The organism is Paenibacillus glycanilyticus (genome assembly GCF_023715145.1).
Taxonomy (GTDB): Bacteria; Bacillota; Bacilli; order Paenibacillales; family Paenibacillaceae; genus Pristimantibacillus; species Pristimantibacillus glycanilyticus_A.
This window is the reverse complement of sequence record NZ_JAMBNP010000005.1, coordinates 512324-537285: the sequence shown is the minus strand read 5'-3', so window position 1 is coordinate 537285 and position 24962 is coordinate 512324. Positions and strand designations below refer to the sequence as shown.

The following is a 24962-nucleotide window of genomic DNA, read 5'->3' as shown; positions in this document are numbered from 1 at the left end:
ATTTTGTAGTCTCCTTGGTTTGTATTTGGATCCGGTCGCTGGCGAGCATCTGGGACCCTCATACATCATACCAAGGAGTCTTTTTGTTTCTCAAACCTCGTATTTCTTCATTATAGGAATGCTGCCCGTTAGCGTAAAGAAGCTACCGTTCAGTACCGGCAGCCCGCTCACGCGGCAGGGTCATCCTTAATCGTTAACAATGTAGAAAAGTACGCGACAGACGGCGATCAGGTCTGGGCGCAAGTCGGATGGAGGATGAAGGAAGGAGAAACGTATTACTGGTACGGTTTGGACGTTTCTCAACCCTCCAAGCTTCCTGATGGATCGGCAAATCCGGACTGATAGAAGAAAGTCAGCGGGTATACGTCAACAGATCTTGTAACCTGGACGGCACATAGGGGAATCGTCGATTTTCAATCCATTAATCCTTACCGCAACAATACGGGCGATACATCCATTCCTCAATTCTCCAACAACCAATGGTTCGGCAGACCGCTCGTCCAGTATAACAGCGTGATTGATAAATATGTCATGTATATGGAGTACGGCTGCTGCGGCTTCCGCAACTCGATTTCAATCTGGTACAGCGACTCGCCAACAGGTCAATTCGAATTCCAGAAATATATTCCTAATCCGGGCGGTTACTACGGAAATGGAGACCTCGGTTCGATCTTCACCGATGATGACGGCACTACCTATATTACTCAGACGGTTGATTTTTAAAAAAACAGCTTAGGAAATATTGACTACAACTCCGGCATTTATATCGGCAGAGGGGATACACAGCTGAATGCTAATTACTGTCACACCTGTGACGGTCTTGCAGTCGGTAACTCCTTATAAGGAAGCCACCTCGCTCTTCAAAGTAGGATCCAAGTATTATATGCTGGCATCCGAGACTCAAGGTTACCAATCCAGCCGAACTTATTATTATACGGCGGATAGCATCACGGGTACTTGGAGCAGTGCTTTGTGGGCAGGGACAACAGCTTGGACTGGAGCGAGCTATGCGGGTACAAGCGCTACGATGGATATTTCCGGCGCTTCTACAGAGGAAGGAGCAAGCAGCGTGATTAACACGTCAAGATGCTTGGCTTCAGCGGCGGCACCAAGGAGGATGGCGCCATTAATATGCAGTGGACAGAATCAACATCCGCCAATCAAAACTTGAGCTTTGCCGTTCTGAATTCTTAAATGAATGGTAAAGTTCAAAAGCTAAAACCCTGGACATTTAAACTTCCATGACCTTTGTAACGGAGAGGCAAATGGAATTAGACAAATGCCCTTGAGGCAAATACCCAAGCATCTTATTTCCCCGCACATATTATAACGTATACTCCAGACGTAAGGAGGTGTTGTGAATTATGTCAGGATTTGGCCATGGAAATCAAATCGGCGGAATTCTTGTACTGTTCATCTTGCTGGTGATAATCATCTGCGGATGTGGCTTTGTTGGCGGCTGGGGCGGCGGTTACGGCCCACAGGTTGGTGGTGTAGGTACAGGAGGTAAAGGGTACTACTAATCGTTACAAGCTTATTGCCTCCATACAGCTGACTAACGATATTTCTCTAAAATAGAATTTAAAAGACCTCCTGTCGGAGGTCTTTTAAGCTTGCTCTTTGCAATATTATTCTTGCGAATATTTCCTCAATGCCGGATTTAAAGTTGGCGGCGGCATGTTTCTTACTTAAGCTATCGTTCTCTAGATGCGTGGCGTTATCCGATGGATGCGTCTTCTAAGGAACCACTACTATCTCTTTTGCTTAATTTCTTAAACGCCGAGTAATCCTTGTTGGACTTCATAAAGCTTAATATCTTATCGGCACATTCTGATGGATTCATCTCTTCCGTATTTACTTCGAGGTCATATTCATCAATGGAATATACTTTGCTGAACTGCGAAGCTGCTAGTCCAATATTTCGATCTCCTCTTGTTTGCTCTCTTCTTATGAGTTCTTCTTTCGAGCACATTACTCCTATAAATAATGTAGGCTGTCCAGAAAATACATCAAGACACTCATTAAACCACTTGTCATTTTCTATTACGGTATCTACGATTACATTCAAACCCATTTCTGAAAACAATTTTATTGTTGAATAGTACAAGGAAACTAAAGGATTAAACGTTATTTGTACGATAACTTGCTCATCTACTTCTCTTGTAGGTTCAATATCTGAAAATTTATTATTAAAATAATCCTTGATAAAATCATCTATAGATAAATGATGAAAAAGGATTTCTTTCTGATTTACCAGTTCATTAGAAATACTGGTCTTTCCTGAGCTTGAAGTTCCGTTCAGCAACACAATCGTTCCTTGCTTCAAACGAATCACCCTTACCTATAAGATTTTTGTACCTTCCAGATAACGTTACACTCAACAATACATACAATTATCCAACTCAGAAAATATTCGAGTAAAAACTAAACTATATCCAACCTTCATTCAGCGGTTATTTGCTTCTTACGCTCTCCTTTTATAAGCCTTCATTGCGAACAGATAAGCCACTAGCATTATTCCGACGCACCATGCTAAAGCGACCCAAATATCATTACCTGCCGGTTGATTTGACAATAGTGCACGGATAGTTTCTACAATAGAGGTAACAGGCTGATTCTCGGCAAAGACACGAACGACTTTTGGCATCGAATCAGTCGGTACAAATGCTGAACTAATAAACGGAAGGAAAATAAGGGGATAGGAAAACGCGCTCGCACCATCAACTGTTTTCGCAGACAATCCGGCAATAGCAGCAACCCATGTTAAAGCTAGCGTAAACAGAGCGAGTATACCAGCTACGGCGAGCCATGGCAGCACTCCTGCGGATGAACGAAAACCCATAATTAATGCGACGAGAATGATGACGACAACTGATATTGCGTTTGATACAAGTGAAGTAAGCACATGACCCCAGAGCAAGGCAGAACGTGAAATCGGCATGGTGTGGAAACGCTCGAATATGCCCCTCTGTACATCTGTAAACAAACGGAAGGCTGTATAGGATATGCCGCTGGCAATCGCCATGAGGAGTATCCCGGGCAACAGGTAATTCACATAGTTATCCGTACCGGACTGAATAGCCCCGCCGAATACATAAACGAATAAGAGCATCATGGCGATTGGCGTGATGGTAACCGTGATAATGGTATCCATGCTGCGGAATATATGACGCATGGACCGTCCAAGCATGACTCTAATATCGGTGAAAAAATGACTCTTAGTCGTTGTCGTCTCCATTTAATTCTCCTCCTTTTTTCCGACGATTGTGAGGAAAATCTCCTCTAATGACGGTTGTTTCTCCACATACTCCACCTTAGCGGTAGGGAACATTTTCTTTAACTCCGGGAGCGTACCGCTGGCGATGATCCTGCCCTCGTGCAGAATAGCAATCCGGTCTGCAAGCTGCTCCGCCTCCTCCAAATACTGCGTAGTGAGAAATACAGTTGTGCCGCTGTCAGCCAATTCCTTGACAATCTTCCATACCTCTATTCGAGCCTCGGGGTCAAGTCCGGTGGTTGGTTCATCTAGAAAAATGATTTGAGGTCTACCAATCAGACTCATAGCAATGTCAAGCCTGCGGCGCATACCGCCTGAATAAGTAGACATCTTGCGATCGGCGGCGTCGGTCAAGCCGAAGCGTTCCAGTAAATCATCCGCAACCTCTCGTGGATTTTTAAGGTATCGCAGTTTGGCAATCATGATCAAATTCTCACGTCCGGTCAATATCTCGTCTACGGCGGCAAATTGCCCGGTCAGACTGATCGCCTGCCGTACTTTATCTGGTTGTGACAAGATGTCAAATCCGTTTACGGTAGCGGTCCCCCCATCCTGTTTGAGCAGCGTTGTGAGGATTTTGACAATTGTCGTCTTGCCTGCGCCATTGGAGCCAAGCAGTGCAAAGATCTCCCCTTGCTTCACTTCAAAATTAGTGCCTTTTAAAACTTCCGTATCCTTAAAAGACTTTCGCAGTTCTCTCACTTCAATTGCTTTTTTCATCCGGATTTCCCCCCTTTATTTTTTCTTATCCGTACCTTTTTTGGTATCCTTGTTACCTTCTTGGTCAAGAGATTCTTGAAAGAGGTCAGCGTAAGTTTTTGAATCTTTGATTAAATCATCACAGAATGCCGCTACGTCACTGCCCGTCACTTCAAGCACGCCTTTCTTCTCGGCCGCGCCCTCTTCAAAAAGATCGACAATCCCCGCAAGCAACCCCGTACCATCGGTTAACTCAACAGGACCAACCTTAAAGAGGTATTTTTGAATCTCTTTATAAACAATCTGATAATCTTTCGGGAGTGTTTTGACACGCGCAACATGCGCTCTCCATTCTTTTTTGCCTTCAATAAGATCTCGTATTGTCATGTTGATCCTCCTATTTATTTAATTTTTTAGCAATATTAGCGTTGAGCTGCTTACGCCATTTATCTCGAAAGGTCTTGGCCCCTTCTTCGCCTGCCAGCGCTGAACAGAAGCCTTTGATATCGTCGCCTATAACCTCTTGGATACTCTGACCGTCCGCTGCTGTTTCTTCGAACAGACCAAGCACACCGTCAAGTATTGGCATGAGGTTGCGACCGGTGAAATCGGAGTACGGCCAAAGATTATCGCAAATACTTCCCCATGCCGCTTGATAATCATCCGGCAGCTTTTTGAGTCTCCCTTCAAAAGATTTCAATTCTTTACTCATGTCGCTGCCGGTAATTTTCTCCCAAAAATTCATTGTCATTTCTCCTTTAACTCATTCATTTTTGATGATACGAACTCCCATTTTTCCCAGAACCTCCGCAACTCCTCACGCCCCGCATCGTTGATCGCGAAAAACTTGCGCGGTGGTCCCATGTCAGATGGCTTCTTGGTGATCTCCACCAGTTTGTTTTTTTCAAGCCGGATCAGAATGGTATACACCGTTCCCTCCACAACATCTGTGAAACCGAGGGCGTTCAGCTGACGCGTAATTTCGTAGCCGTAGGTTTCTTTACGGCTTATAATTTCAAGGACGCTGCCCTCAAGCACCCCTTTAAGCATTTCTGTTAGGTTTTCCAGCGCAATCACTCCTTGCTACTCTGTATAACAGGTATCCAGTATTACTTACTACCACTACAAAGTAACACGCAGTAGATGTATTTGTCAATACCATGACCTTGCAAATTTTCACACTTGACTCCCCTATTTCATAATGCAATAAAAATGGCAGCTGATATGCAGCTGCCAATGTCTTATTCTGTAACCCGTTGGATCGAAATTACGGGAATGGCGGGTATCCGAACGCATGACCAAGTTATTTTTCAAACTTTACGCTTCCGAATCCATGAGACCGATGAATTCCCGGATCGGCTGTCGTCTATATAAACGAAGGCATAAATGAACACAAACTAATTTGACGAAGAGGTGTTTGGAAATGGCATTAACGTCCGTATTCACGAGCTTCAACCTGCCTGTAAAAAACGTAGAACAATCGAAAGCGTTCTTCACCGGACTCGGATTCGAGCCCAACCCGCAATTCCCCGACAACGAGAATTCGGCAGCCATCGTGATCGGCGCCAACCTGCAGGTCATGCTGATCAATCAAGCATTCTTTAATACGCTCACGGAGAAGGAATCTGTCGATACGAGCAGGTATGCGCAGATGACGATCGCATTAGCCCTCGAGAGCCGGGAAAAGGTCGATGAAATCGTGAATACCGCGGTCTCATTGGGCGGGAAATTGCACGCCGAACCTGAATATCATGGGCTGATATATCATTGGGGCTTCGTGGACTTGGACGGCCATCTGTGGGCCATTAACTACATGAACATGGATGCGGCACAAGGTTAAGGCTGATGGAGAGCACGCTCGTAATTAGGTTCGAAAAGAAAGACGCCGGACATCTTCCCCGGCGTCTTCTTCGCGATGATTAGTTTTGTTCGGTATAGGCTTTGAACTTGTCCATGATTCCTTGCCAGCCTGCTTGCTGGAACTCGACGGAATTGGAGCTTTCCGCGTCGAACGTTTCTATGACCCTCGTTTCATTCCCTTGATCGACGAAAGCCATATGCCAGTCCTCGTAAGCCAATGACGAAATTCATTGGTCAATTCGCTCAGGCAGCCCAAATCGCGAAAATAATGGCGTATGAATGAAGTTTTGAACGTGCAGGATTTGATCCTCTTTGATTTCGATGACGTGGATGCCCCAAGGCACCAGACTAGAGCCCTCTTTGCCCGGCATATACTGGGCCAACGCTGGATAACCGCCATTCACCGTAATGGGCACAAATCGCGAACCTTCGCAATGCCAGCGAGTCAGCGAATAGAAGGCGGACAAATCTTCCTTGCCGCGGATCCACATCTCGAATGGCGGCATCGACATACAGCCTTCCTCGTGGAACAACGCGACGAGCGCAGCAATATCGAATTGTTCGAAGGCCTCCACATACCGGGATAGCAGCTGCTGCTCCGGTTGAACGTCCATGCTGCTGAGCTCATCCGAGCGAAGCTGCGCCCGGTCCATCGTCTCTCGAGCTCTTTGCAAGGCGCTGTTCACCGCTGCCGTCGACATCGCCAACGTTTCCGCGATCTGCTTGGAGGACCATTCAAATACATCCTTCAAAATGAGTACCGCGCGCTGCCGCGGAGGCAAGGTCTGCAGGAGAGCGATGAAGCACAGTTGAAGGGTATCTCTGCGGACAAGCCGATCCTCCGGATTGCCCCCAAAGTCGGGAGACGGCCAGATCCAGGCAGAGTCCGGCAGTGTGTCGCGCGGCTCGACGATGGAGACGGCCGGGTCGAACAGGTCAACGGGAAGCGCGCGGCGTTTGGATTGTCTCAGCTTGTCCAAGCACAGGTTGGAGGCAATCCGATAGACCCAAGTTTTGAACGAGGAATCCTGTCTGAACGTGCTCCAGCTCTGCCAGACCCGAATACTCGTCTCCTGAACGGCATCGTCCGCATCGTCCATGGAGCCTAGCATTCGGTAACAGTACGAGGTTAAGCCCGGCTTTAAGCTTGCAAATAATGCTTCGTCAAATGCGGTCTCGTTCATCGCGTCCTCCCAACGATCTCCCCGAAGAGCGGTACCTTTAACAACCCCTCTGTCGCAGAAATACCATACTACACATTTTACGCTTCCAGTTCTCATCTTGTTCGTCGTTAGCCTAAAAGGCGAAGGTTATGTAATCGTTACGATTGATATATCGGAGGCTTTTTTATTTATTTCAATCCTGCCGATACTCGAGAATATCTCCAGGCTGGCACTCGAGTGCTTTGCAGATCGCCTCGAGTGTTGAGATTCGAATGGCTTTTGCTTTTCCGTTTTTAAGTATCGACAGGTTCGCCATTGTAATGCCGACTTTCTCCGATAGCTCAGTAACGCTCATTTTCCGCTTTGCAAGCATGACGTCAATGTTAACCACTATCATACGGTCAACTCCTGTTCTTCTTTGAGCTCGATCGCGTTTTTGAGCAGTTTCTCAAGAACTGCGGCAAATACTGCGATTACGACTGGCGCACAGGTTACAATTAGCCCGATGACCATGACGCCTGGTGCATCTGCGCCGTCAGCTACAAAGTAGAAAAGCGGAAGATTACATGCAAACATGAGTGATACCACAACCGCCGCTTGCTTTATTTTCTTAAGCGCTAAAACAGAGGTTTGCGAAAAAGCGGTATTTGCATCAATGTATCTGAGAAGCTTAAATGCCTGAAGTAGCGTAAATAAATACGCAATAGACGCCACATACGCAGCCAAAGCGGAAAGATAAACTTTATAATCCGGGAAATCCGGCATCATACTATGCGCCATCGCTGGGAGTCCATAAAAACACATCACTAATGCAGGAATTGCCATAACAACCAGAACAACTTTTAAAAAGAGCGTCTCTTTTTTCATCTATTTCACCTCTTTTTTGATTTTATCACTATATTTATCGTTTTACAATAAAAATACATTGTTATTTTCCGTAATTGATGGTGGATGCGAAAAATAGATTAATCACAAATGGCAGCCGATCGGCTTCCGTTTTGTTGTTAAACTAATGTTCTCATTGGTTCCTTCTAGATATGATTGCTTATTATTGGTAAAACATAAAACTGAAACGAGTACAAACAACATAATTTGTTTCACTGTTAACCCCCATGTCCTGGCGTTGAAAAGGCTACTAATCGTTTTGGCTAGATGAATTGTATCTTATCTTCGACTAAAGTCTTCATTATTGTAACGCTCTCCCATCGTATCCTACTCATGTTTCTTTTGGGGACTTAATAATAGCAATCCTACACTCATACAAATCATGCTGATTGTCCATATCACACCTATCCAAGCAATGGTTAATGAGTTATCAATTGAACTGGATGTTGCTCGTGTTTCCAATACTTTTATCCATCTCAGTGCTCCCCATGAAAACAATATCAAATGTGCCAAAATCCATATATATCCTGACTTTTTATATTTGGCTATTAACCCTATAACAATAACTAGGACAGCACACATTACTGAAACAAATCCCCATTTTAGAAGGAATATAACTTCTTCTTCCATTAACAACTCAACCACCTCCAATTTACATTTCGAGTACGGCTTGCCGTCTGCCATCCTAAATGACATTTCGGACGCTGGCTGATTATTGTATTTCCTAAGAAATTGATGTCATAACATGATAAGGACTTGATGTTATTTCAAATGCAATTACGATCAAGTAAAAACCCCTTCATTATCTTCACTGAAGGGGTTGCGCTTAAAATCGATTTGCTTTATTACTTCTGTTGGTTATGACCGTTGTCACCATGAGATGGCTGGTCCTTCTTATTAATAACAAGCTCCGCTGTAATGGGCAAGTGATCCGCTGCGATTGTGTCTATAACCTTCCCTGCTTTAATTTTTACATCGTCAGACGTATAGATGTAGTCGATTCGACGATTAGGCTTGTCTGAATAATAATAGGACGTATAGGCATCATTTAGACCAAGTTCCGCAAATGTGTCATGGTACTGCGCAGACATTTTTATAATTTCAGGACTATCTGGTGTAGCATTGAAGTCTCCTACTAAGATACTTGTTCCATTATCTTGATTTACAATCCCCAGGATCTCGTTGACTTGTATATTTCTTGCTTCAGGTGTTTTATTGTCAAGATGAGTATTGTAGAAATTAATATGATTGCCCCTCACATTAATTACCGTCTTCGCAAGACCGCGCTGCTCTGCAGGATATTGCGTATTATCAAGTAAATGATTTTCGCTAGAAAGAATAGGATATTTACTTAATATAACCGTTCCATATTGACGGCGAGGTTCCCCCGCATTTAAGGGATCATTGTCAAGATTTGCAGCAAATTGGTAATGCATGCCTAAGTAATTGGCTAACCATTTCGCCTGATCCTCGAAATTACTACGCGTGGAGAAATGATTATCGACTTCTTGCAGACCAATGATATCAGCACCCGATGATTTAATAACGTCACCAATTCTGTTCAAATTTAGAATGTCATCCATGCCTTCGGCATGATGAATATTATACTCCATCACTTTAATGGCAGTCTCTTTTTCTTTTTTAAAGTCTGAAGCATAAGATTCACTACTTAACGAAAACATAGGAATCATAGACATCAATAAAACAGAAGAGACAATAACTGACTTTTTAAGCATGCACAACATCCTCTCGAAGTTTTCAATAAGATAGGTGAATCTGCTACTATAATTTCATATACTGATTTACATTTCCATAGGCTGGTAGATGTAGATTGTTCTATGTAAATATGGTCTTTTACTAGGACCATATGTAAGGGAATTGTAATTTTTAGTTGTTTTCATTATAAGATTCTTGCTGCTCTATTTAAACCGCAATTAAGATCAGAGAATCGCTAAGTTGAAGTGGAGACTTGAGTAAATGGAACAATGTGGGTGAAGCTGTCCTCACTTTGTGCATCTCCTGTTCACTTTAGCCGAGTAGCAAAAGCTTCAAAATATCTTTATCTTTCATTATCATTCAAGGGTGAAATTCTGCGAATTTATGAGTCGCAGTGATCATTTCGAGGGAGTTGCACGATTTTTAATCGGTCTATGGCTGCCTTCAATATGCGATCCGATTCAACCCTTGTGATTCCCTGCTTATCGTCGGGAATGAGATTAAGTTCTTGTCAATTTCGGTAATGGGATTAAGTTCTTGTCATTTGGTTTTGACAAGAACTTGATCCCAGAAATACAAAAAGCCGCGATATTCGCGGCCTTAAATGACATAATGTTCATGTCACCTGACAAAAATCAATCTTCTTGTCGGATGACAAGAACTTGATAACATAAATGACAAGAACTTGATGAAAACAGCAGCTGATCTAAACTGAAGTAACCCATACAGTTTGACAATAATTATCAAGCAACCTGTTGGGCATGGGCTCGGTATTGAACCGGGCTCATGCCTTTTAGTTTGGACTTAATTCGATCATGATTGTGTGATCCATGTACTTTGCTAGTTCTTGCTTAAAGTGATCTATATTTTCAAATTCATTAAGATAGAGAAACTCCGATTTCATAATGCCAAAGAAGTTTTCATTTGCCGGTTGCATTTGCCCTAGGGACTTACTTTATCCAACAGATGCACAGATAGTTTCTACCCCTAGCATTATTACCCGACATAAGCAAATTATTCAATTATATAAAACTTCACTTTCCTCTTTCAATGTCCTCTTGCTTATACTGGCATTAGAATGAAATCCTTCGAATTCACGAGTTTGAGCGTGTCCAAACTGATTGATTTCGAAAGAGCGGAACAAGCGCACTCTGTCCTTTATGGACATAATCTTTCTAAGTGCGTTGAATGCCGTAACGATTTGAAAGGCAGTTGTAAAATACCTATGCTCCAACGGAATATGTCCAAGCCCCCATTAATATATATTCATGAAAGAATAATAGTCGAATAATTGAATAGTTTGTTAATAAAGGATATATATGGATATATATGGATATATTATAATGTTGATTTGGAGGATAAAAAATGTTTAAACCTAATCCCAATAATACAGCAATTGTCATAACAGACACACAAAATGACTTTCTTTCACCAGGAGGTAAAGGATATCATTTAACAAAAAATATTATTGAGCATTACAATACACTAGGTAACCTCGAAATTCTAATGAGTACAGCCATGAATAAGGGATATCAGCTATTTATTTCTCCTCATTATATATTTCCACATGATTATTATTGGAAATTTACTGGAGCTGAACAAGAAATGCTATTAAAGCTTCGAGTATTTCAAAAACAAAATGACTACACCTCTGTAGGAGCTGACTGGGTTCCATCGCTGAAGCCATATATATTATCTAGTAGAACAGTCATAACGACCGCCCATAAGATTGCCAGTCCGCAGACCAATGATCTAGTCTATCAATTACGTCAGCAAAGGAAGGAAAAAGTCATTTTGGCAGGTGTCCTGTCAAACATATGTGTAGAATCGCATATGAGAGACTTGATTGAAAATGGATTCCAAACAGCAGTTGTTTATGATGCCACTGCAGCGACAAGTGAATTAAATTTTCAAGCAGCTCTTACAAACTATCAGGCATTCAGCAGTGCTACCTGGTCAACTCAACAGGCAATCTCTCAATTATAATTAATTCGGTAACTTTAATCTTTCACATAAAGACTTGTGCCTAATTCTACATTAACAAATTATCCTCCAATCTTTTCCTCCTGTATTATTAAAGTTGGTTATTACAGAGTTATTAAACAATTTTATACTCTGAACAATAGCCAATGCGGCTTATTTAACGAAAAAGCTAAATTCACCAGCAAGCAGGCAACTTTCCTAAATGGTTCTGCGCACTTCTACAACATACACCTAGTGCGGCTTTATTTCAAAATCTGATTATTTTTGTTGAAAACCCCTAGGCGTTTCAACGTTATGACGGCTTACGGTTCGCAAAATTCATAATTGATCCTTGCCGCGATACTGATCTGCGTAGCAGTCGCCTATGCGTATACAGCCGCCCGGCCACTTAGAGAGAAAATCCTTAAATTCACTCTACTGGGGAATTGACCATAGACTACAATGGTAACCAATACCTGAGGAGTGAATGAAATGTTCAAACTAAGCTTAGAAATTTCTAAATACTTGCTTGCAGTCGCGGAACAAAAAGCCCGGCAAATGGGCCTGTCAAGCAATATCGCAATTGTTGATGAAGGCACGAACCTAATTGCTTTTCATCGTATGGACAATGCAAAAATTGCTGGAATCGAAATTTCACAGAATAAGGCTTGGACAAGCGTAGCCATGCAGATGCCTACAGCTAATCTGGCACAATCGGCACAACCTGGCTCTCCTTCGTTTGGTATTAATACTACAAACCAAGGCAAATTGGTCATTTTGGGTGGAGGTATCCCACTAGTGAGTGATAATAAAATCATCGGTGGCATCGGAGTAAGTGGAGGAACGAGTGCACAGGACATCGAAGTTGCTAATGCCGCCGTTCTTGCCTTAACGAATTTGCCTGCAGCCGGAGAATCAACGATTTCTAACACTCGTAATGTGTTTCTTCCATTTTCAAAAAGGTAACTGAACAGATATCATTTAGTTGGTGAACTTCATCTCATTCGCAATAATTATATTATCGTCGGTTCAGCAATGAGAAAAAGCCGATTTAGGAAGAGAAGTTCAGATTCCGTCCCTATCCCGAAAGCGTTATGAGTGATTCCACTATCTGCCCGTATTGATGAACACGGACAGATAGTGGTAAAACGGATAACCAATACAGGCTATATGCCGATTCGATTTCCTATCTAGAGCAGCTCGTTGTGCTCAAGTGGGCAGAAATACCTGCCATTCTCATTTCAATTGCTTTCAGTTTGGTTTCTAATGGGTAACTAACTCTTGTTGCCAATGCAAAAACACCTCCAAAGTTGTCCCCCATATCTTACGACATGGAGGCTTTCTCTTGAAGGTGTTTTAATTTATCTCAAGCTAGGGGGTCAGTCCCATTCTTTGTTCGTAGTGTTTTTGATTGGTTCGTAACTAAGTGCTTGTTGCCATTCGTCAAATGAGCTTTTCGAGCACTTCTTTCGTAAAGGCGATCATTTCGTCTTCACGCCCTTCGCGTACTTTGACTGCCCAAGCAGGATCGGCCAGGAGCGAGCGGCCGATTGCCACTAGATCGAACTCATCCTCTTCCAACCGTTCGAGCAGATTGTCCAGTTTCACCACACTTGCTCCAGCTCCTTCAGTGAACAGTTTCAAAAATTCGGAGTCAAGCCCGACAGAGCCGACAGTGATTGCCGGCTTGCCTGTCAGTTTCTTCGTCCAGCCTGCCAAGTTAAGGTCGGAGCCCTCAAATTCCGGCTCCCAGAACCGACGCGTCGAACAGTGGTAAATATCTACGCCTGCCTTAGTCAGCGGCTCCAGCATCGCTGCTAGTTCCTCCGGTGTACGTACCAACTTCGCCGCGAAATCTGTAGTCTTCCATTGGGAGAGGCGAAAAGCTATGGGGAAATCCGGTCCGACCGCACGACGGCACGCTTCAATGACCTCGACGGCAAATCGTGTCCGCTCGACTAAATTGCCGCCATATTTATCTGTTCGCTTATTTGTCTCTCCCCAGAGAAATTGATCGATCAAGTAACCATGCGCGCCGTGAATCTCCACACCATCAAAACCGATTCGCTTCGCTTCGCCCGCCGCAATTCCGTACGCCTCGATCAACTCTTCGATTTCGCTTATAGAGAGCGGTTCGCCATTTTTCACGCCCGGCGCCGAATAGCCGGACGGTCCTACTGGCTTCGCATTGGAGTTAGGGAAATGTTCAGGATTACGCTCCATGCCGACATGCCAAATTTGCGGGAAGATGCGGCCGCTGGCTTCGTGCACTGCCTTCACCACTTCGCTCCAACCTTCAAGTGAAGACTCCCCATAGAAGTGCGGCACATTATGACTGCCACCTGCTGAAGGATGATCAATCAACGTGCCTTCCGTAATAATTAATCCAACGCCATTCTCAGCACGGCGCTTGTAATACGCAGCAACATCTTTGCCCGGTACACCATCAGGCGAGAAGTTACGCGTCATCGGGGCCATCACAATTCGATTGGCCAATTGAAGCTTGTTCACCGTGAAAGGCTTAAATAAGGCTTGTACTTTAGGATTTGTGTTTGACATTAAAATTTCCTCCTCTTAGGACAAAGATAATAAGTTCGTATTTTATAATTTTATTGAATTTGATTTAACATTTTAAACTGCGTTTTTTACAGGTTTTGGTTCTGAAGTTGAACTTACGTTTATGTCTGGCTTCTTCGCCTTCGTGACCATTAAAGCCAATGGCAAAGCTATAATGCTTATGATTGCCGTAATGAAAAAAACATCGTTAATACTCATTGTGAACGCTATTTGGGATATATGAAATTTGTTGGTATATCCCTCTTTTGCTAATTCTGTTCCATAGCTCAATGTTCGGGTAGCAAGCAAAGACGTAAATATGGCAATCGCAAATGATCCCATCACATTACGCGTCCAATTCATAATAGATGAAGCATGTCCGGAAAGCTCTTTTGGAATAAGTTCCATCGCCGCATTACTTGCCGGTATCATAATCAGAGCGACACCTATATTACGAATTGTCATCATGAGTACAATATACATATGGGATATGTCAATGCTAATCAAGCTAAGCATTAGTGTTCCTAATGCTAAGAAAACAACTCCTACGGACATGAGCAAACGCGGGCCGACTCTACTGTATAACTTACCTGCGATAGGCATAACTAAAGCCATGACGAAAGACGATGGAAGAAGAAGCAACCCTGTTTCCATTGCGGTGATGCCTTGTACTTTTTGCAGAAATACAGGCGCCAGAAGAGTTCCTGCATAAAGACTGATCGTTAAAATATTCGTGATAATTAAACTAAGTGTATAACGTCCGTTACTGAAAACTCGAATATTAAGTAACGGGGTTTTTGTCGTTAGCTCGCGAACGATAAACAAAATCAGGGAAATAATTCCGACTATGAATAGTCCTACGACTTTAATAGATTCCCATCCCCAGCTATGACCCTGTCCAAACGCCAGCAGCAACGATGCACTCCCAATTATTACTGTAATAAATCCAAGAAAATCAAATCTTTTAGGTACACTCAAACGATAGTATGGTATAAATTTCATAACTAAAAAAATTGCAATTATACCAACGGGAATGTTCATAATGAAGAGCCATTGCCAGGCAAAGCTCTGAAGCAGCCATCCGCTAATTGTTGGTCCGAACGCAGGTGCTAGCGAAGCAGAAAGCCCCCATAACGAGATAGCAAATGCTTGTTTTTCTTTAGGAATGATTTGAAATATGATTGCCATCGTAGCAGGTATAATCAAACCACAAGATGCTCCCTGCATGATGCGAAAAGCAATCAATGAATGAATATTCCCAGCCATTGCACATAGTGCAGAAAAAACCGTGAATCCGATTAATGAATAGAGGAACAAATATTTGTAACTAATTTTCTCACCAAGGTATCCCACGGTTGGAGCTAAAGTCCCCGTAGCTAACAAAAAGCCAGTCAATGTCCACTGAACAGTGCCAAGTTCAGCATTGAATTCATCCCCCAAAATAGGCAATGCAATATTGATCGTTGTGGACGCCAGTACGCAGACGAAAGTACCAACGAATATCGCTATCATGATTGGCCAAAAACGAATATTCTTATCTGTAGAACTCATGATAAACCTCCCTTTCTGCGTTTTTATTTTCCGCTCGGTGTTTATCATAAATGATTCCTCATGTATTATCCGTTAGATAAATTACAAACCCACTTTCCTTTTCAATAATATCGATGATATAGGTTTATAATTAGCAATTTCTTGGCCAACTTTCGCAGTAATCAGCGTAACAATCTTCCCAAATGGGAATGCTATATTAAATCCTTGAAACCCATATATCCGGTATTAACACTTTTCATTAGTTAGTCATTGGAAATAAAAAAAGCCGCAGATTGTTCCGCGACTTTTAATGGCCGTTAAATTAATCAGAAAAAAATACAGGCACTTCGGGTGGAGGCGTATGCAAGAAGGAGGAATACGTGCGTGAAAATTTCCTATTACTTATCCATACATAACTTTCGTTATATTTTTCTATTAAGCCCCCGCCAGAGTAATTCTCGTCAGTTGTAACCATTACAAAATAACCGAAAAAAATAGCATTATCAAAATCACTATCATGCAGAAGCATATTATACATTGGATTCCACCCATTTCAATATTTTTTTACAATTTATTAAATTTTTAGATAGTTGACATCATGAACCTCAAATAATGTTTATACGTTATGGGAGGCATGTTTATGGTGCTAGCTTAACCTTTTCAGAGGAAATTTTCCGTTAGATAAATTACAATTGGAATCATCACGTGTTTAGCCGGTATGTATATTACTGATGAAATTATAGTTTTTGGATATAATGACAAAGCGCATTGCAGTTAGTTGGACATGTGTTGATATCGAGTTTGAGAGTTAGACCGTAATCTGAGTAACAGAATTGGAGGCTAATATGAGATGAGAATTGATTTTTTCTTCAACATGAATGGGAACTATCGAAATCAACTGATTAAGTTGGCCGAGGCGTGTGAAGTTAGTCAACGCCATATCGTACCCAAAGGTTTTAATAATTCAATTCATTGGCAGATCGGGCATGTCCTAACCATTACCGAGCGTCTCGTGTTTGGTATATCCGGTCAAACGAATACCCTTTCTCATGATTATTCTGAATATTTTGGTACAGGTACAAGTCCCAAGGAATGGAAAGGTAATCCTCCCGCTTGGGATTTGGTAATTGAACATTTAAAAGACCAATCTATCCGAATTGACGAGACTTTTAGGGACAAGCTGGAAGAGCCCTTAAGTGAAAACCGAATGAGAGTAGAAACTGTTGAAGAATTGATCTATGTTTGTATGCTGCATGAAGTCAATCATATCGGCATTGTCTCCGCTATGAATAAAGCGCTAAAATAGCCCGGAACTCCTAAATGGAATCTCCGGGCAACAGATATATTTTTAGATCCAATATTTATAATAATTCTCTATAATTGAGTATAGATTTTCTTGCTATTTAACTTAACCTTATCCATTCCTATTAACAAACCGCCCCATCTATATCTTTGGAAGAACAAAGTTGCCAACCATGGAATAATCAATGCCGTCAAGCCTCCACCCCAGATAAGTACATGATAGAATATGGGGTCAGCAATCATAACCTTGCTTCTCCAAAAGGCGAGTATAAACGGGTGAATAAGATAGACACCAAATGAAACTACTCCTAGTCCTTTCAATAGCTTAATCACTCTCCAGTCCTTAGCATGTAACAGGCTTGAAATATGGATAAGGAAGTAACAACACACCGCTGCATAACCATGTACCGACAAATACTTAATGTCTAAGAGCCATGTTTGATTAACATCGTACGGTTTGAAGATTGAAATGAAGATTTGCGAGACGTGGTTACCAGCTAACAATATAACTGCACTATAGAGTAACCAATTTGGTTTCCTCAGCCACTGAAGCGAAGATTTCAATTTAATTCCTGCCTGGGCCCCGAGAAACAAGTATAGAAAATAAGCCCCTATAAACGTATTTACCTTGTCTATATGAAAAGCATAATGATTGCCGAAGTAAAAACCGAGCTGAGAAATGATTCCGATAGGAATCAAGTTGGAGCGAACCCATCGGATACGAAACAGCTGCAAGAGAAAAGGGAATAATATAAATAACTGCATTAATACGACTATATAATAAAGATGTGCATAATTGCTCCCCAGCAATAATCCTTCAAAGAATTTCGGCCAGTTCTCTTGGATTGTAATACCTCTGATATGATCCACCAGAAGGAAATATAAAAAGGACCAAATCACGTAAGGCACGATTATCGTCATGATCCGCTTTAAATAGAACATATCCCATCGAATCTTTGTCTGCACATCGTAATTATAGAACAAGACTAATGCACTCAAAAATAAAAATGCAGGCACTGCATAATGTGCCGCAGAATTCAATGTCACGTAAATCGGGAACAAACTGGAATCGTGAGGTAAGGAAGTAACCGCTGATGATGTAGTATGAATCATGAGTACGGCTAGAATGGCTAGTGCCCTATACACATCTAAATATCTTATTCTTTCTCTGCTCAACGGATTAACTCTCCTTATTTGCTTATAAGTCAACTGAGTATTTACAATAGTGCCAGTAGATCAAATCTAGACGAAACGCAGCCAGACGGCTGCGTCTCTTTTTCAGTTTTCAGTGACTTTCCGGTAGCATGATATCGGATTTTTAGACAATAGAAATTTTTTATATTAAACCTGCTTGTCCCAGGGTATAGAAAATTCTTTTTTTAGAAACTATCCGTATTGCTTCATCATATGGAGGAATTTGTTGGCCGTGAGTCTCGGTGTTCCGGCATTTATGCGAAATACTTCATCGGATCCCGGCTTGTTAATACCAGGTTGAGTGGTGAAGAATAGATTGTCGCCTGCATTTTTTTCAATCTGCTTAGCTGTCGAATTAAATACTCCAAATGGGAAAGCAATCATTTGATAAGAGTTATTCAGCTCTTCCTTCAAACGTTTCTCCATCAGCCGTGCATCTGCTTCCACACGATCCTTGTATTCCTGTGTGGTCTCTAGGCGGCCTTTATCTGGCAGAAAGATGGGATTGCACAGTTTTGGCCCTGTTTTATCGCCTTTCTTATCAAGGGGAGCATAGTCATGCTGATTGTACGTATGACTGTAGAAGCTGAAACCTTGTGCTTTAAGTTTGCGCATGGTTTCCCAGGACAAATGCTTCGTCTGTACATTTTGTTTGTCACTACTTGATCCGATGATGAAGTCAGTGGCGACAAAATTATATTTTTTCATAATCGGAACCGCATACTGATCAAAGCTGTCGTAGCCGTCATCAAAGGTAATAACAACTGCATTATCCGGTACCTTGGATTTATTCCGCATGAAACTCAAGAGCTGCTCAGCGCTTATGACATTGTAGCCGTATTCCTTCAGAATCTTCATATCAGTACCGAAACGGCCAGGTGATATTGTAGCTCCGCTTTCCTTCGTATCAATATGATGATACATAAGAACAATAACCTTATTCTTATAATGGGCAGGTTTGTTAGTAGAAGCTTCGAGTTGGTACTTGGTCAACGGCCAAAGGATCGCTAGGGCGATGATAATCACTGCTCCAATTAGTTTTGTTTTCACAAATTATCTCCTCCTATGATACTTATGCCTCTAGATGTTTTTCAGGAATGATTGGTTGTGAAGGCCTCTTCTGTGGATGTGACAAACTACCAAAGGCAATCCAGTTAAATGGCACATAACGTGCGAAGAATCCAACAACTATCCAAGAACCGGTAAGTGCAAGCAGGAAGCCACCCAGATACCAGATATGAAGCAACCAAGCCATACCTGTATGAAGCGGATGCTGCCGGTAGACGAGCAGGAAAAACGGATGAATTAGATAGACCCCAAACGACAATTGACCAAGTCTTGAAATAAGCCTGGATAGAATCGGCGGCAACTTCTTGGATAAAATAAATGCTAATTGGATTAGAACAAGTGCCGTTAATACCCCGTGAATATTCCACACGAGATCAAACAGTGTGGTGTTGAAAGAATGCCCGTGAAGTCTAGTCTCATAATACAGGTACACATGCGTTAAGCCGGCTGCAATCCAGCATGCCCACAAAACAATCCAAGTGGTCACGCGGACTGAAGTTGCATGATTTCTTGCAATGATAATCCACTCTTTTAATTTCGGATAATAAATTCCTATAGCTGCGCCGAGCAAATAATACGAGAAGTAAGAGAACGACCAGCTTCCGCGGTTAGCTACAGGTGTCTCCAAGCCGTATTTATTAAGCATGAAGAATCCCCACTGCAAGGCAAAGCCTGCAGGAATCGCCCATTTAACCGTTTTGGGATACTTCTTCATGATCCACAGAAACAACGGGAACATTAGATAAAACTGAATGTTGATATAAACGAAATAGAGATGTGTATACGCTTTTCCGGTAAGAACTTTATCAAAAAAATTGTGAACTTCTGTTGATAGAGACCGTTCCGGATAATAAAGAAAATGCAGTATCGTAAAATAAAACAAAGAGAAGACCAAGTAAGGAATAATAATATACATCAGCCGCTTCTTATAAAAGCTCCCCAGCAATTTCTTGTCCAAAGGACGGGAATAATAATTGTAAAAGAGGACAAAGCTGCTTAAAAAGATAAAAGTTGTTGTACCGATTTTCATAAAAATATTAAAAAAATTATAAAGGAAAAAGTAATTCGAGTTCACCATATCAACAGTGGCAAACGATGTTGAATGAACAGACAGGACGCCGATAATAGCCATTGCCCTTACGAGTAGTAGTTCAGGAATATTTTCTCTTTTCTCCATTGATGTTGAAGTTGCACCCATTAACTTCCTTCCTCCTCCCTTAGTTTGAAACTATCAAACTAATAACCTAGTAAATAAATTTAAGGCATTTCAAGGCATTTCATCTATGCAATCTCAATTGTTATGTGATTCATAATAGCAAGGTAAGCATTGTTTTATCTGTAAGACAACTAACATTAAAACTTAAACTTAGCAGCGGATATTTTAAGACAAATATAAGGATTAACATGTTTTCCTTATCCCATTGTGGGATGTTGAACCTTCCCGACAGTTTTCGATTTATTACGCATTTCAATTAATCAGAACATGCAAAAAAAAAAAACGGGTTGGCGCACGCCACCCGTTTTTTAAAAATAGTTACTTCACTAAAATCCGTAAACACGACAAAAGAAAGATTTAATCAATTCGGAAACTGTACAACTCTCTTCTTCAAGGACAAAGTGTCCTCCGCATAACAACACGAGTTCGACGCAGGTTAACTCTCGGGCTAGCGCGTACGCCCCTGCCAAAGTGAAAATAAAATCGTTTTTCCCCCAGGTTATCAAAGTCGGAGGCTTATAGGTGCGTAAGTACTGCTGCCATTTCGGATATTGTTCCACGTTATGCCGGTAATCATAACCCAGTGCTAACTGAATAGCAGCATTTCCCGGCCGATCGAGGAAGTACTGGTCCATTGCATACCCGTCCGGGCTAATTCTAAAAGGTTTACAAACGCCGTAAACATATTGTTTCTTTGTAAATTCAGCATCGACAAGTGTGGCAAACGCTGCCTTGTTTTCAGGACTCGGATTTGCCCAAAGTGCCTTAAACAAATCAAATGGTTGACCAAGGCCTACCTCATGCGCAACAGCATTCTGAATTACGAAACCTAAAACACGTTCTGGATGCCTAACGGCAATCCTAAACCCAATGGGGCCGCCGTAATCGTGGCAATACAAAATATAGCGAGGGATGCAGAGCCGATTAATCAATTGTTCAATGACCAAAGAAAGATGTTCGAATGTGTACAAGAAATCGTCAACTGAAGGCATACTGCTGTTGCCGTACCCAGGATAATCCGGCGCAATGACATAATAGCGATCAGCCAGTAGTGAAATCAAATCACGGAACATGTGGGAAGAGCTAGGAAATCCATGAAGGAGAACAATAGTTGGATTTCTAGGATCCCCAGCTTCGCGATAGAAGACTTCAATCCCCTCAATTTTCATTTTCTTAAACTGTACCACCATTTGCATCTGTAGTTCGCCCTCCTTACAGGGTTCAACAGTCTTACTATAAGTATGAACGTTGTGCCCAGTTAAGACCCTGAAGGTTGCCAGTTGTAATTGCAAGTGTGTATGATTGTTGAACCACAAGCAATACCTGCCCCCTCACTTTAAAAATTTGTTGTAGATTAGGTGGATTCGTCTTTGCAGAGTAAAATATTTTTAATCAAAACTAACGATTTCTCAACCATTTGATCAGTTGCTCACCTTATCGGATAAGGATATGAGGAATTCATGAAAATTTTGCTTGTTGAAGATGAAGAAGAATTATCAAAGATCATTGACCGTGGGCTACATAAGAGCGGTTACGCCGTTGATAAGGCATACGATGGAGAAGAAGCACTGGACTACTATAGTGTAAACACCTATGATGTGATTGTTCTTGATTTGATTGCCAAATCGAAATGGTTTAGAGGTTTTACAATATATCAGGCAAAAGGATAAGGAGACAAAAATATTGATTTTGTCCGCGCGGTATGCTATAGAAGAACGGGTGAATGGCCTGGACATGGGAGCAAACGATTATATGACGAAACCGTTCGATTTTTTGGAACTGGAAGCAAGAATCCGAACATTATCACGAATTTCATATATTCAACAGGGCAATGTACTTACATGCGGTAGCCTTCGCTTAAATATGGCAACTAAAAACGTTACTTATCATGAAAACAACATTTCTCTTACAAAAAAAGAATTTGCTATTCTGGAATATTTGATGCTTCAAAAAGGGCAAGTTATCAGTGCAAAGCGACTAATGAATCATACATGTGACAGCCATACTGATCTGTTTCCAGACACCTTAAAATATTACATTCACTCAATAAAAAAGAAATTGGTAGCAGCTCATTGCCAAAAGGAGCTTATTAGAAATGTCCGAGGCAAGGGGTATAAAATTGAGGAGGAAACAGAATGAAACTCGCATGCAAATTTTCCCTGAGAATACGTATCACATTGTTGACGGGAGTTGTTTTGATTTTATGTTCAGTTATCCTGACTATTAGCGCTTCCTATAATGCCCATTCACAGTTCACTAATATTACATAAAATGGGAGGAGTAGGGCTTGGTTTGTCCATAGTAAAAAATATAATCGACAAACATAAATGGGAAATTTCCGTCGACAGCGTGCTTGGGCAAGGGTCAACCTTCACTATAACTCTTCCAACTTGATCTTTAGCGTTTGAAAGTGATTAATTATTCTCTCGATGCAGGTAATGTTTCATTTTTTCTTTATGGACAAGTATCGAGTTACGGCCTCTCATTATTACACCATCGTTAGAAAGCTCTTGCAAAACAACCGATACGGACTCTCTCGAAGCGCCGATCATATTAGCAAGCTCCTGGTGAGTTATGGACAAGACGATTTCTTGGAATTGATCATTATCTATTGAAATTTTTTTAGATAATTTTGTTATAAAGAACAAGACTTTATCTCGAAGATTTTTAGAAGAAATAATTTCCAACATTTCGTCCCTTTCTGCCAATCGCGTGCTTAACTCCTTCAGAATACGTACTATCAACTCCGGATATTTTAATAATAAATCCTCGAATGGCTGTTTCTGAATTGAGCAAAAGCATGCGTCTTCAATTACTTCAATATAATTACCATGCGTCCCCAATGAGAAAGAATCACTTTCACCAAACATACTCCCCGGACCTAGTATACCAGCGGTATACTGCTTACCAGCTGAATTTGTTTTAAATAGGCGCAGTTTGCCTTCAATGAGGAAACACAGGCCTTCTCTTTCGCTGCCTGGTGTTTGAATCACAGCCTTTTTCTTCGGAAAATGAAAATCCGTTATGGAAGCTAATTGATCAAGGTCATTTAGTATGTCGCTTGGGAGCGACGCAAATAGCTTGGATAATGATAGTCGCCATTCAGTCTGCATATTCGAACAACCCCATATTCATTCAAATTTAAAATTCCTACTAAATACTTCTGCACTGCGAACTTACATTGACATCCTCAAGAGGCCTTAATATTCCCTTTCTTTTTAATTAAAGTTATTAAGCCCAATACAACGGGAAATACGACACAAGGAAGTAACGAAGAAATGGGATAAATTTTTGTTCCATACGTGAAGTGATCTGCTGTTCGAATATAACTTTTAGAAGCATGTACAAAGAAAAGAAGTCCAATCGCCAATACAAACGGCTTCATCTTAGAGATTGCTAAGACATGCCCCGCCACAAGAGTAAACACATATTGCATAATAATGATATTGACCATGGTAAGAACTGTCCACAGCCCAATCAACAGAATTTCAATCCTCTCCAAATACTCCCCTAATTTCACCAGTTGTATCGTCGAAAAGAACGGATACGTGGATGTTTCTACATAATTAAATCCCAGCGAGCTTAAAGTCAGGTAGGAAATCATAACCAAATATAGACCCGACATTAAAATAGCTATTGCGCAGCTTGTGAAAATTTTTTTCATGTTTTCAACCCGCGACATAAGAAATCCAAACGTGATCAATTGTGAGAAGGTAAAGGTAAACAGATGCATGCTCCCAATAGCTATATCCGATTTGGAACTTTGAAGCTGAGGAAGAAACGGATTCAATTGTATTTCTGGAATAATAAACAAGCAAGTAGCAAGAAAGCCAATTAAGAAGAAAGGAATAATGATTAGATTTGTTCGTGCTAATGTACCAAGGCCGATATACACGGCATAAGTTGAACAAACCGCGTAGATTAAAATCAAATAGTCCGACCGCGTATTTGGCAAAATCACAGTCGTGTAGAACATGGATACCGCGCGGAAACCTCCCGATGCGGATTCCAAGTTACTTAGCAGATATATGAAGAGCATTATTTTACTAAGCCACTTTCCGAGCAATTTATCGCAAATTTCAGTCATTTTGTAGCCCGGGAACTGACGTTGAACGTATGTAATAATCCCTAGTAATGCAATTCCAATTAAGATGTTAAATACATTAGCGATCCATACATCCTGTTTCATTAACTTCGTTTCTGTTAGAAATAAACTTTCGAAACCGGCAATATACCCAAACAATAAACAGCCCAACTGTAGATGAGATATTTTCTCCCGCACTTTCATCTATCCTCCTTTTTACTTAATCAATATTTGCTGAAAAATGTACTGTGATAGTGACTTATACAAGCCACTATACAAAATTTCGACTGTTGGCCATTTCCCTTCAATAAAAGGCGCGTTATAACCCGCGATAAAACAGCTTAGGAGAAATATGATCACGGCATCATAACGCTTACCTTTTTTATTTAACAGAAAAAAACTCACAACACCATAACATAGGGAGCCAACAAACAAAGCCTCGTTAAGCAT

31 protein-coding genes and 1 pseudogene are annotated in these 24962 nt (G+C 41.4%); 11 read left to right on the top strand and 21 right to left on the bottom strand.

Annotation, left to right across the window (positions count from 1 at the left end; all coding sequences use genetic code 11):
* The 4 genes from M3194_RS17460 to M3194_RS17445 form a co-directional block, all read left to right on the top strand.
* A partial coding sequence (locus M3194_RS17460) for a hypothetical protein (protein ID WP_251655346.1) occupies positions 1 to 190 on the top strand: 190 nt, incomplete at its 5' end.
* 323 nt (positions 191 to 513) lie between these two features.
* The gene (locus M3194_RS17455) at positions 514 to 723 is read left to right on the top strand and encodes a glycoside hydrolase family protein (RefSeq protein WP_251655345.1); all 210 of its coding nucleotides are present in this window, start codon (positions 514 to 516) and stop codon (positions 721 to 723) included.
* Positions 724 to 790: 67 nt separating this feature from the next.
* Complete coding sequence (locus tag M3194_RS17450; protein WP_251655344.1) at positions 791 to 1171, top strand: glycoside hydrolase family protein; 381 nt, start codon at positions 791 to 793, stop codon at positions 1169 to 1171.
* A gap of 193 nt (positions 1172 to 1364) precedes the next feature.
* Positions 1365 to 1523: a hypothetical protein gene (locus M3194_RS17445; RefSeq protein WP_251655343.1), complete on the top strand. Its 159-nt coding sequence runs from the start codon at positions 1365 to 1367 to the stop codon at positions 1521 to 1523.
* Between the two features lie 194 nt (positions 1524 to 1717).
* Here M3194_RS17445 and M3194_RS17440 read toward each other — a convergent pair whose 3' ends face one another.
* The 6 genes from M3194_RS17440 to M3194_RS17415 form a co-directional block, all read right to left on the bottom strand.
* The gene (locus M3194_RS17440; RefSeq protein ID WP_251655342.1) at positions 1718 to 2326 is read right to left on the bottom strand and encodes a chloramphenicol phosphotransferase CPT family protein; all 609 of its coding nucleotides are present in this window, start codon (positions 2324 to 2326) and stop codon (positions 1718 to 1720) included.
* Positions 2327 to 2464: 138 nt separating this feature from the next.
* The gene (locus M3194_RS17435; RefSeq protein WP_251655341.1) at positions 2465 to 3238 is read right to left on the bottom strand and encodes an ABC transporter permease; all 774 of its coding nucleotides are present in this window, start codon (positions 3236 to 3238) and stop codon (positions 2465 to 2467) included.
* Positions 3239 to 3997, bottom strand: coding sequence for an ABC transporter ATP-binding protein (locus M3194_RS17430; RefSeq protein WP_251655340.1), 759 nt, complete (start codon positions 3995 to 3997; stop codon positions 3239 to 3241). It abuts the gene before it with no gap.
* Between the two features lie 15 nt (positions 3998 to 4012).
* On the bottom strand, positions 4013 to 4363 hold the full coding sequence (locus M3194_RS17425) for a DUF1048 domain-containing protein (protein ID WP_251655339.1): 351 nt from the start codon (positions 4361 to 4363) through the stop codon (positions 4013 to 4015).
* Between the two features lie 10 nt (positions 4364 to 4373).
* Positions 4374 to 4721 carry a DUF1048 domain-containing protein gene (locus tag M3194_RS17420; protein WP_251655338.1) on the bottom strand — a complete coding sequence of 116 codons (348 nt, stop codon included), beginning with the start codon at positions 4719 to 4721 and terminating at the stop codon, positions 4374 to 4376.
* Between the two features lie 2 nt (positions 4722 to 4723).
* Complete coding sequence (locus tag M3194_RS17415; RefSeq protein WP_285889344.1) at positions 4724 to 5026, bottom strand: PadR family transcriptional regulator; 303 nt, start codon at positions 5024 to 5026, stop codon at positions 4724 to 4726.
* 373 nt (positions 5027 to 5399) lie between these two features.
* Here M3194_RS17415 and M3194_RS17410 point away from each other — a divergent pair, with 373 nt between their 5' ends.
* The gene (locus M3194_RS17410) at positions 5400 to 5816 is read left to right on the top strand and encodes a VOC family protein (RefSeq protein WP_251655337.1); all 417 of its coding nucleotides are present in this window, start codon (positions 5400 to 5402) and stop codon (positions 5814 to 5816) included.
* Positions 5817 to 5895: 79 nt separating this feature from the next.
* On the opposite strand, the gene M3194_RS17405 is transcribed toward M3194_RS17410, so the two are convergent.
* The 7 genes and pseudogenes from M3194_RS17405 to M3194_RS17375 all read right to left on the bottom strand — a co-directional run.
* The gene (locus tag M3194_RS17405; RefSeq protein WP_251655336.1) at positions 5896 to 6033 is read right to left on the bottom strand and encodes an SRPBCC family protein; all 138 of its coding nucleotides are present in this window, start codon (positions 6031 to 6033) and stop codon (positions 5896 to 5898) included.
* Between the two features lie 30 nt (positions 6034 to 6063).
* Positions 6064 to 7020 (bottom strand): sigma-70 family RNA polymerase sigma factor, encoded by a 957-nt coding sequence (locus M3194_RS17400; RefSeq protein ID WP_251655335.1) that lies wholly within the window; start codon positions 7018 to 7020, stop codon positions 6064 to 6066.
* 172 nt (positions 7021 to 7192) lie between these two features.
* Positions 7193 to 7396 (bottom strand): helix-turn-helix domain-containing protein, encoded by a 204-nt coding sequence (locus tag M3194_RS17395; protein WP_251655334.1) that lies wholly within the window; start codon positions 7394 to 7396, stop codon positions 7193 to 7195.
* Positions 7393 to 7866, bottom strand: a complete 474-nt coding sequence (locus M3194_RS17390; RefSeq protein WP_251655333.1) for a DUF2975 domain-containing protein — start codon at positions 7864 to 7866, stop codon at positions 7393 to 7395. Before M3194_RS17390 ends, M3194_RS17395 begins: the two co-directional genes overlap by 4 nt.
* Positions 7867 to 8211: 345 nt before the next feature.
* Entirely contained in the window at positions 8212 to 8514 is a 303-nt protein-coding gene (locus tag M3194_RS17385) for a hypothetical protein (protein ID WP_251655332.1), read from the bottom strand.
* Between the two features lie 215 nt (positions 8515 to 8729).
* Positions 8730 to 9620: an endonuclease/exonuclease/phosphatase family protein gene (locus M3194_RS17380; RefSeq protein WP_251655331.1), complete on the bottom strand. Its 891-nt coding sequence runs from the start codon at positions 9618 to 9620 to the stop codon at positions 8730 to 8732.
* 723 nt (positions 9621 to 10343) lie between these two features.
* Positions 10344 to 10522: pseudogene (locus M3194_RS17375) on the bottom strand (IS3 family transposase); the annotation flags it as partial.
* A 443-nt stretch (positions 10523 to 10965) separates the two neighbouring features.
* Here M3194_RS17375 and M3194_RS17370 point away from each other — a divergent pair.
* Both M3194_RS17370 and M3194_RS17365 read left to right on the top strand, forming a co-directional pair.
* Entirely contained in the window at positions 10966 to 11586 is a 621-nt protein-coding gene (locus tag M3194_RS17370) for a cysteine hydrolase family protein (RefSeq protein ID WP_251655330.1), read from the top strand.
* A gap of 468 nt (positions 11587 to 12054) precedes the next feature.
* Complete coding sequence (locus M3194_RS17365) at positions 12055 to 12528, top strand: GlcG/HbpS family heme-binding protein (protein ID WP_251655329.1); 474 nt, start codon at positions 12055 to 12057, stop codon at positions 12526 to 12528.
* 477 nt (positions 12529 to 13005) lie between these two features.
* On the opposite strand, the gene M3194_RS17360 is transcribed toward M3194_RS17365, so the two are convergent.
* A complete protein-coding gene (locus M3194_RS17360) occupies positions 13006 to 14121 on the bottom strand; it encodes an NADH:flavin oxidoreductase (protein ID WP_251655328.1) in 1116 nt (371 codons plus the stop codon).
* A gap of 72 nt (positions 14122 to 14193) precedes the next feature.
* On the bottom strand, positions 14194 to 15669 hold the full coding sequence (locus M3194_RS17355; RefSeq protein WP_251655327.1) for a DHA2 family efflux MFS transporter permease subunit: 1476 nt from the start codon (positions 15667 to 15669) through the stop codon (positions 14194 to 14196).
* Between the two features lie 829 nt (positions 15670 to 16498).
* On the opposite strand from M3194_RS17355, the gene M3194_RS17350 reads away from it, so the two are divergent.
* Complete coding sequence (locus tag M3194_RS17350) at positions 16499 to 16954, top strand: DinB family protein (RefSeq protein WP_251655326.1); 456 nt, start codon at positions 16499 to 16501, stop codon at positions 16952 to 16954.
* A 68-nt stretch (positions 16955 to 17022) separates the two neighbouring features.
* On the opposite strand, the gene M3194_RS17345 is transcribed toward M3194_RS17350, so the two are convergent.
* The 4 genes from M3194_RS17345 to M3194_RS17330 all read right to left on the bottom strand — a co-directional run bounded on the left by M3194_RS17345 (position 17023) and on the right by M3194_RS17330 (position 21624).
* The gene (locus tag M3194_RS17345) at positions 17023 to 18126 is read right to left on the bottom strand and encodes an acyltransferase (protein ID WP_251655325.1); all 1104 of its coding nucleotides are present in this window, start codon (positions 18124 to 18126) and stop codon (positions 17023 to 17025) included.
* 210 nt (positions 18127 to 18336) lie between these two features.
* Positions 18337 to 19194 (bottom strand): polysaccharide deacetylase family protein, encoded by an 858-nt coding sequence (locus M3194_RS17340; protein WP_251655324.1) that lies wholly within the window; start codon positions 19192 to 19194, stop codon positions 18337 to 18339.
* Between the two features lie 22 nt (positions 19195 to 19216).
* Positions 19217 to 20410 (bottom strand): acyltransferase, encoded by a 1194-nt coding sequence (locus tag M3194_RS17335; protein ID WP_251655323.1) that lies wholly within the window; start codon positions 20408 to 20410, stop codon positions 19217 to 19219.
* A 344-nt stretch (positions 20411 to 20754) separates the two neighbouring features.
* Complete coding sequence (locus tag M3194_RS17330; RefSeq protein ID WP_251655322.1) at positions 20755 to 21624, bottom strand: alpha/beta fold hydrolase; 870 nt, start codon at positions 21622 to 21624, stop codon at positions 20755 to 20757.
* 264 nt (positions 21625 to 21888) lie between these two features.
* Here M3194_RS17330 and M3194_RS17325 point away from each other — a divergent pair, with 264 nt between their 5' ends.
* The 3 genes from M3194_RS17325 to M3194_RS17315 all read left to right on the top strand — a co-directional run bounded on the left by M3194_RS17325 (position 21889) and on the right by M3194_RS17315 (position 22822).
* Positions 21889 to 22098: a response regulator gene (locus tag M3194_RS17325; protein ID WP_251655321.1), complete on the top strand. Its 210-nt coding sequence runs from the start codon at positions 21889 to 21891 to the stop codon at positions 22096 to 22098.
* Positions 22046 to 22567 carry a winged helix-turn-helix domain-containing protein gene (locus M3194_RS17320; protein ID WP_251655320.1) on the top strand — a complete coding sequence of 174 codons (522 nt, stop codon included), beginning with the start codon at positions 22046 to 22048 and terminating at the stop codon, positions 22565 to 22567. The genes M3194_RS17325 and M3194_RS17320 overlap by 53 nt, the downstream gene beginning before the upstream one ends.
* A 99-nt stretch (positions 22568 to 22666) precedes the next feature.
* A complete protein-coding gene (locus tag M3194_RS17315; protein WP_397334344.1) occupies positions 22667 to 22822 on the top strand; it encodes an ATP-binding protein in 156 nt (51 codons plus the stop codon).
* Positions 22823 to 22842: 20 nt separating this feature from the next.
* Here the strand turns inward: M3194_RS17315 and M3194_RS17310 are convergent, their stop codons facing one another.
* Together M3194_RS17310 and M3194_RS17305 are read right to left on the bottom strand one after the other, a co-directional pair.
* Entirely contained in the window at positions 22843 to 23541 is a 699-nt protein-coding gene (locus tag M3194_RS17310; protein ID WP_251655319.1) for a Crp/Fnr family transcriptional regulator, read from the bottom strand.
* A 77-nt stretch (positions 23542 to 23618) separates the two neighbouring features.
* Entirely contained in the window at positions 23619 to 24716 is a 1098-nt protein-coding gene (locus M3194_RS17305) for a GerAB/ArcD/ProY family transporter (protein WP_251655318.1), read from the bottom strand.
* Positions 24717 to 24962: the final 246 nt, after the last annotated feature.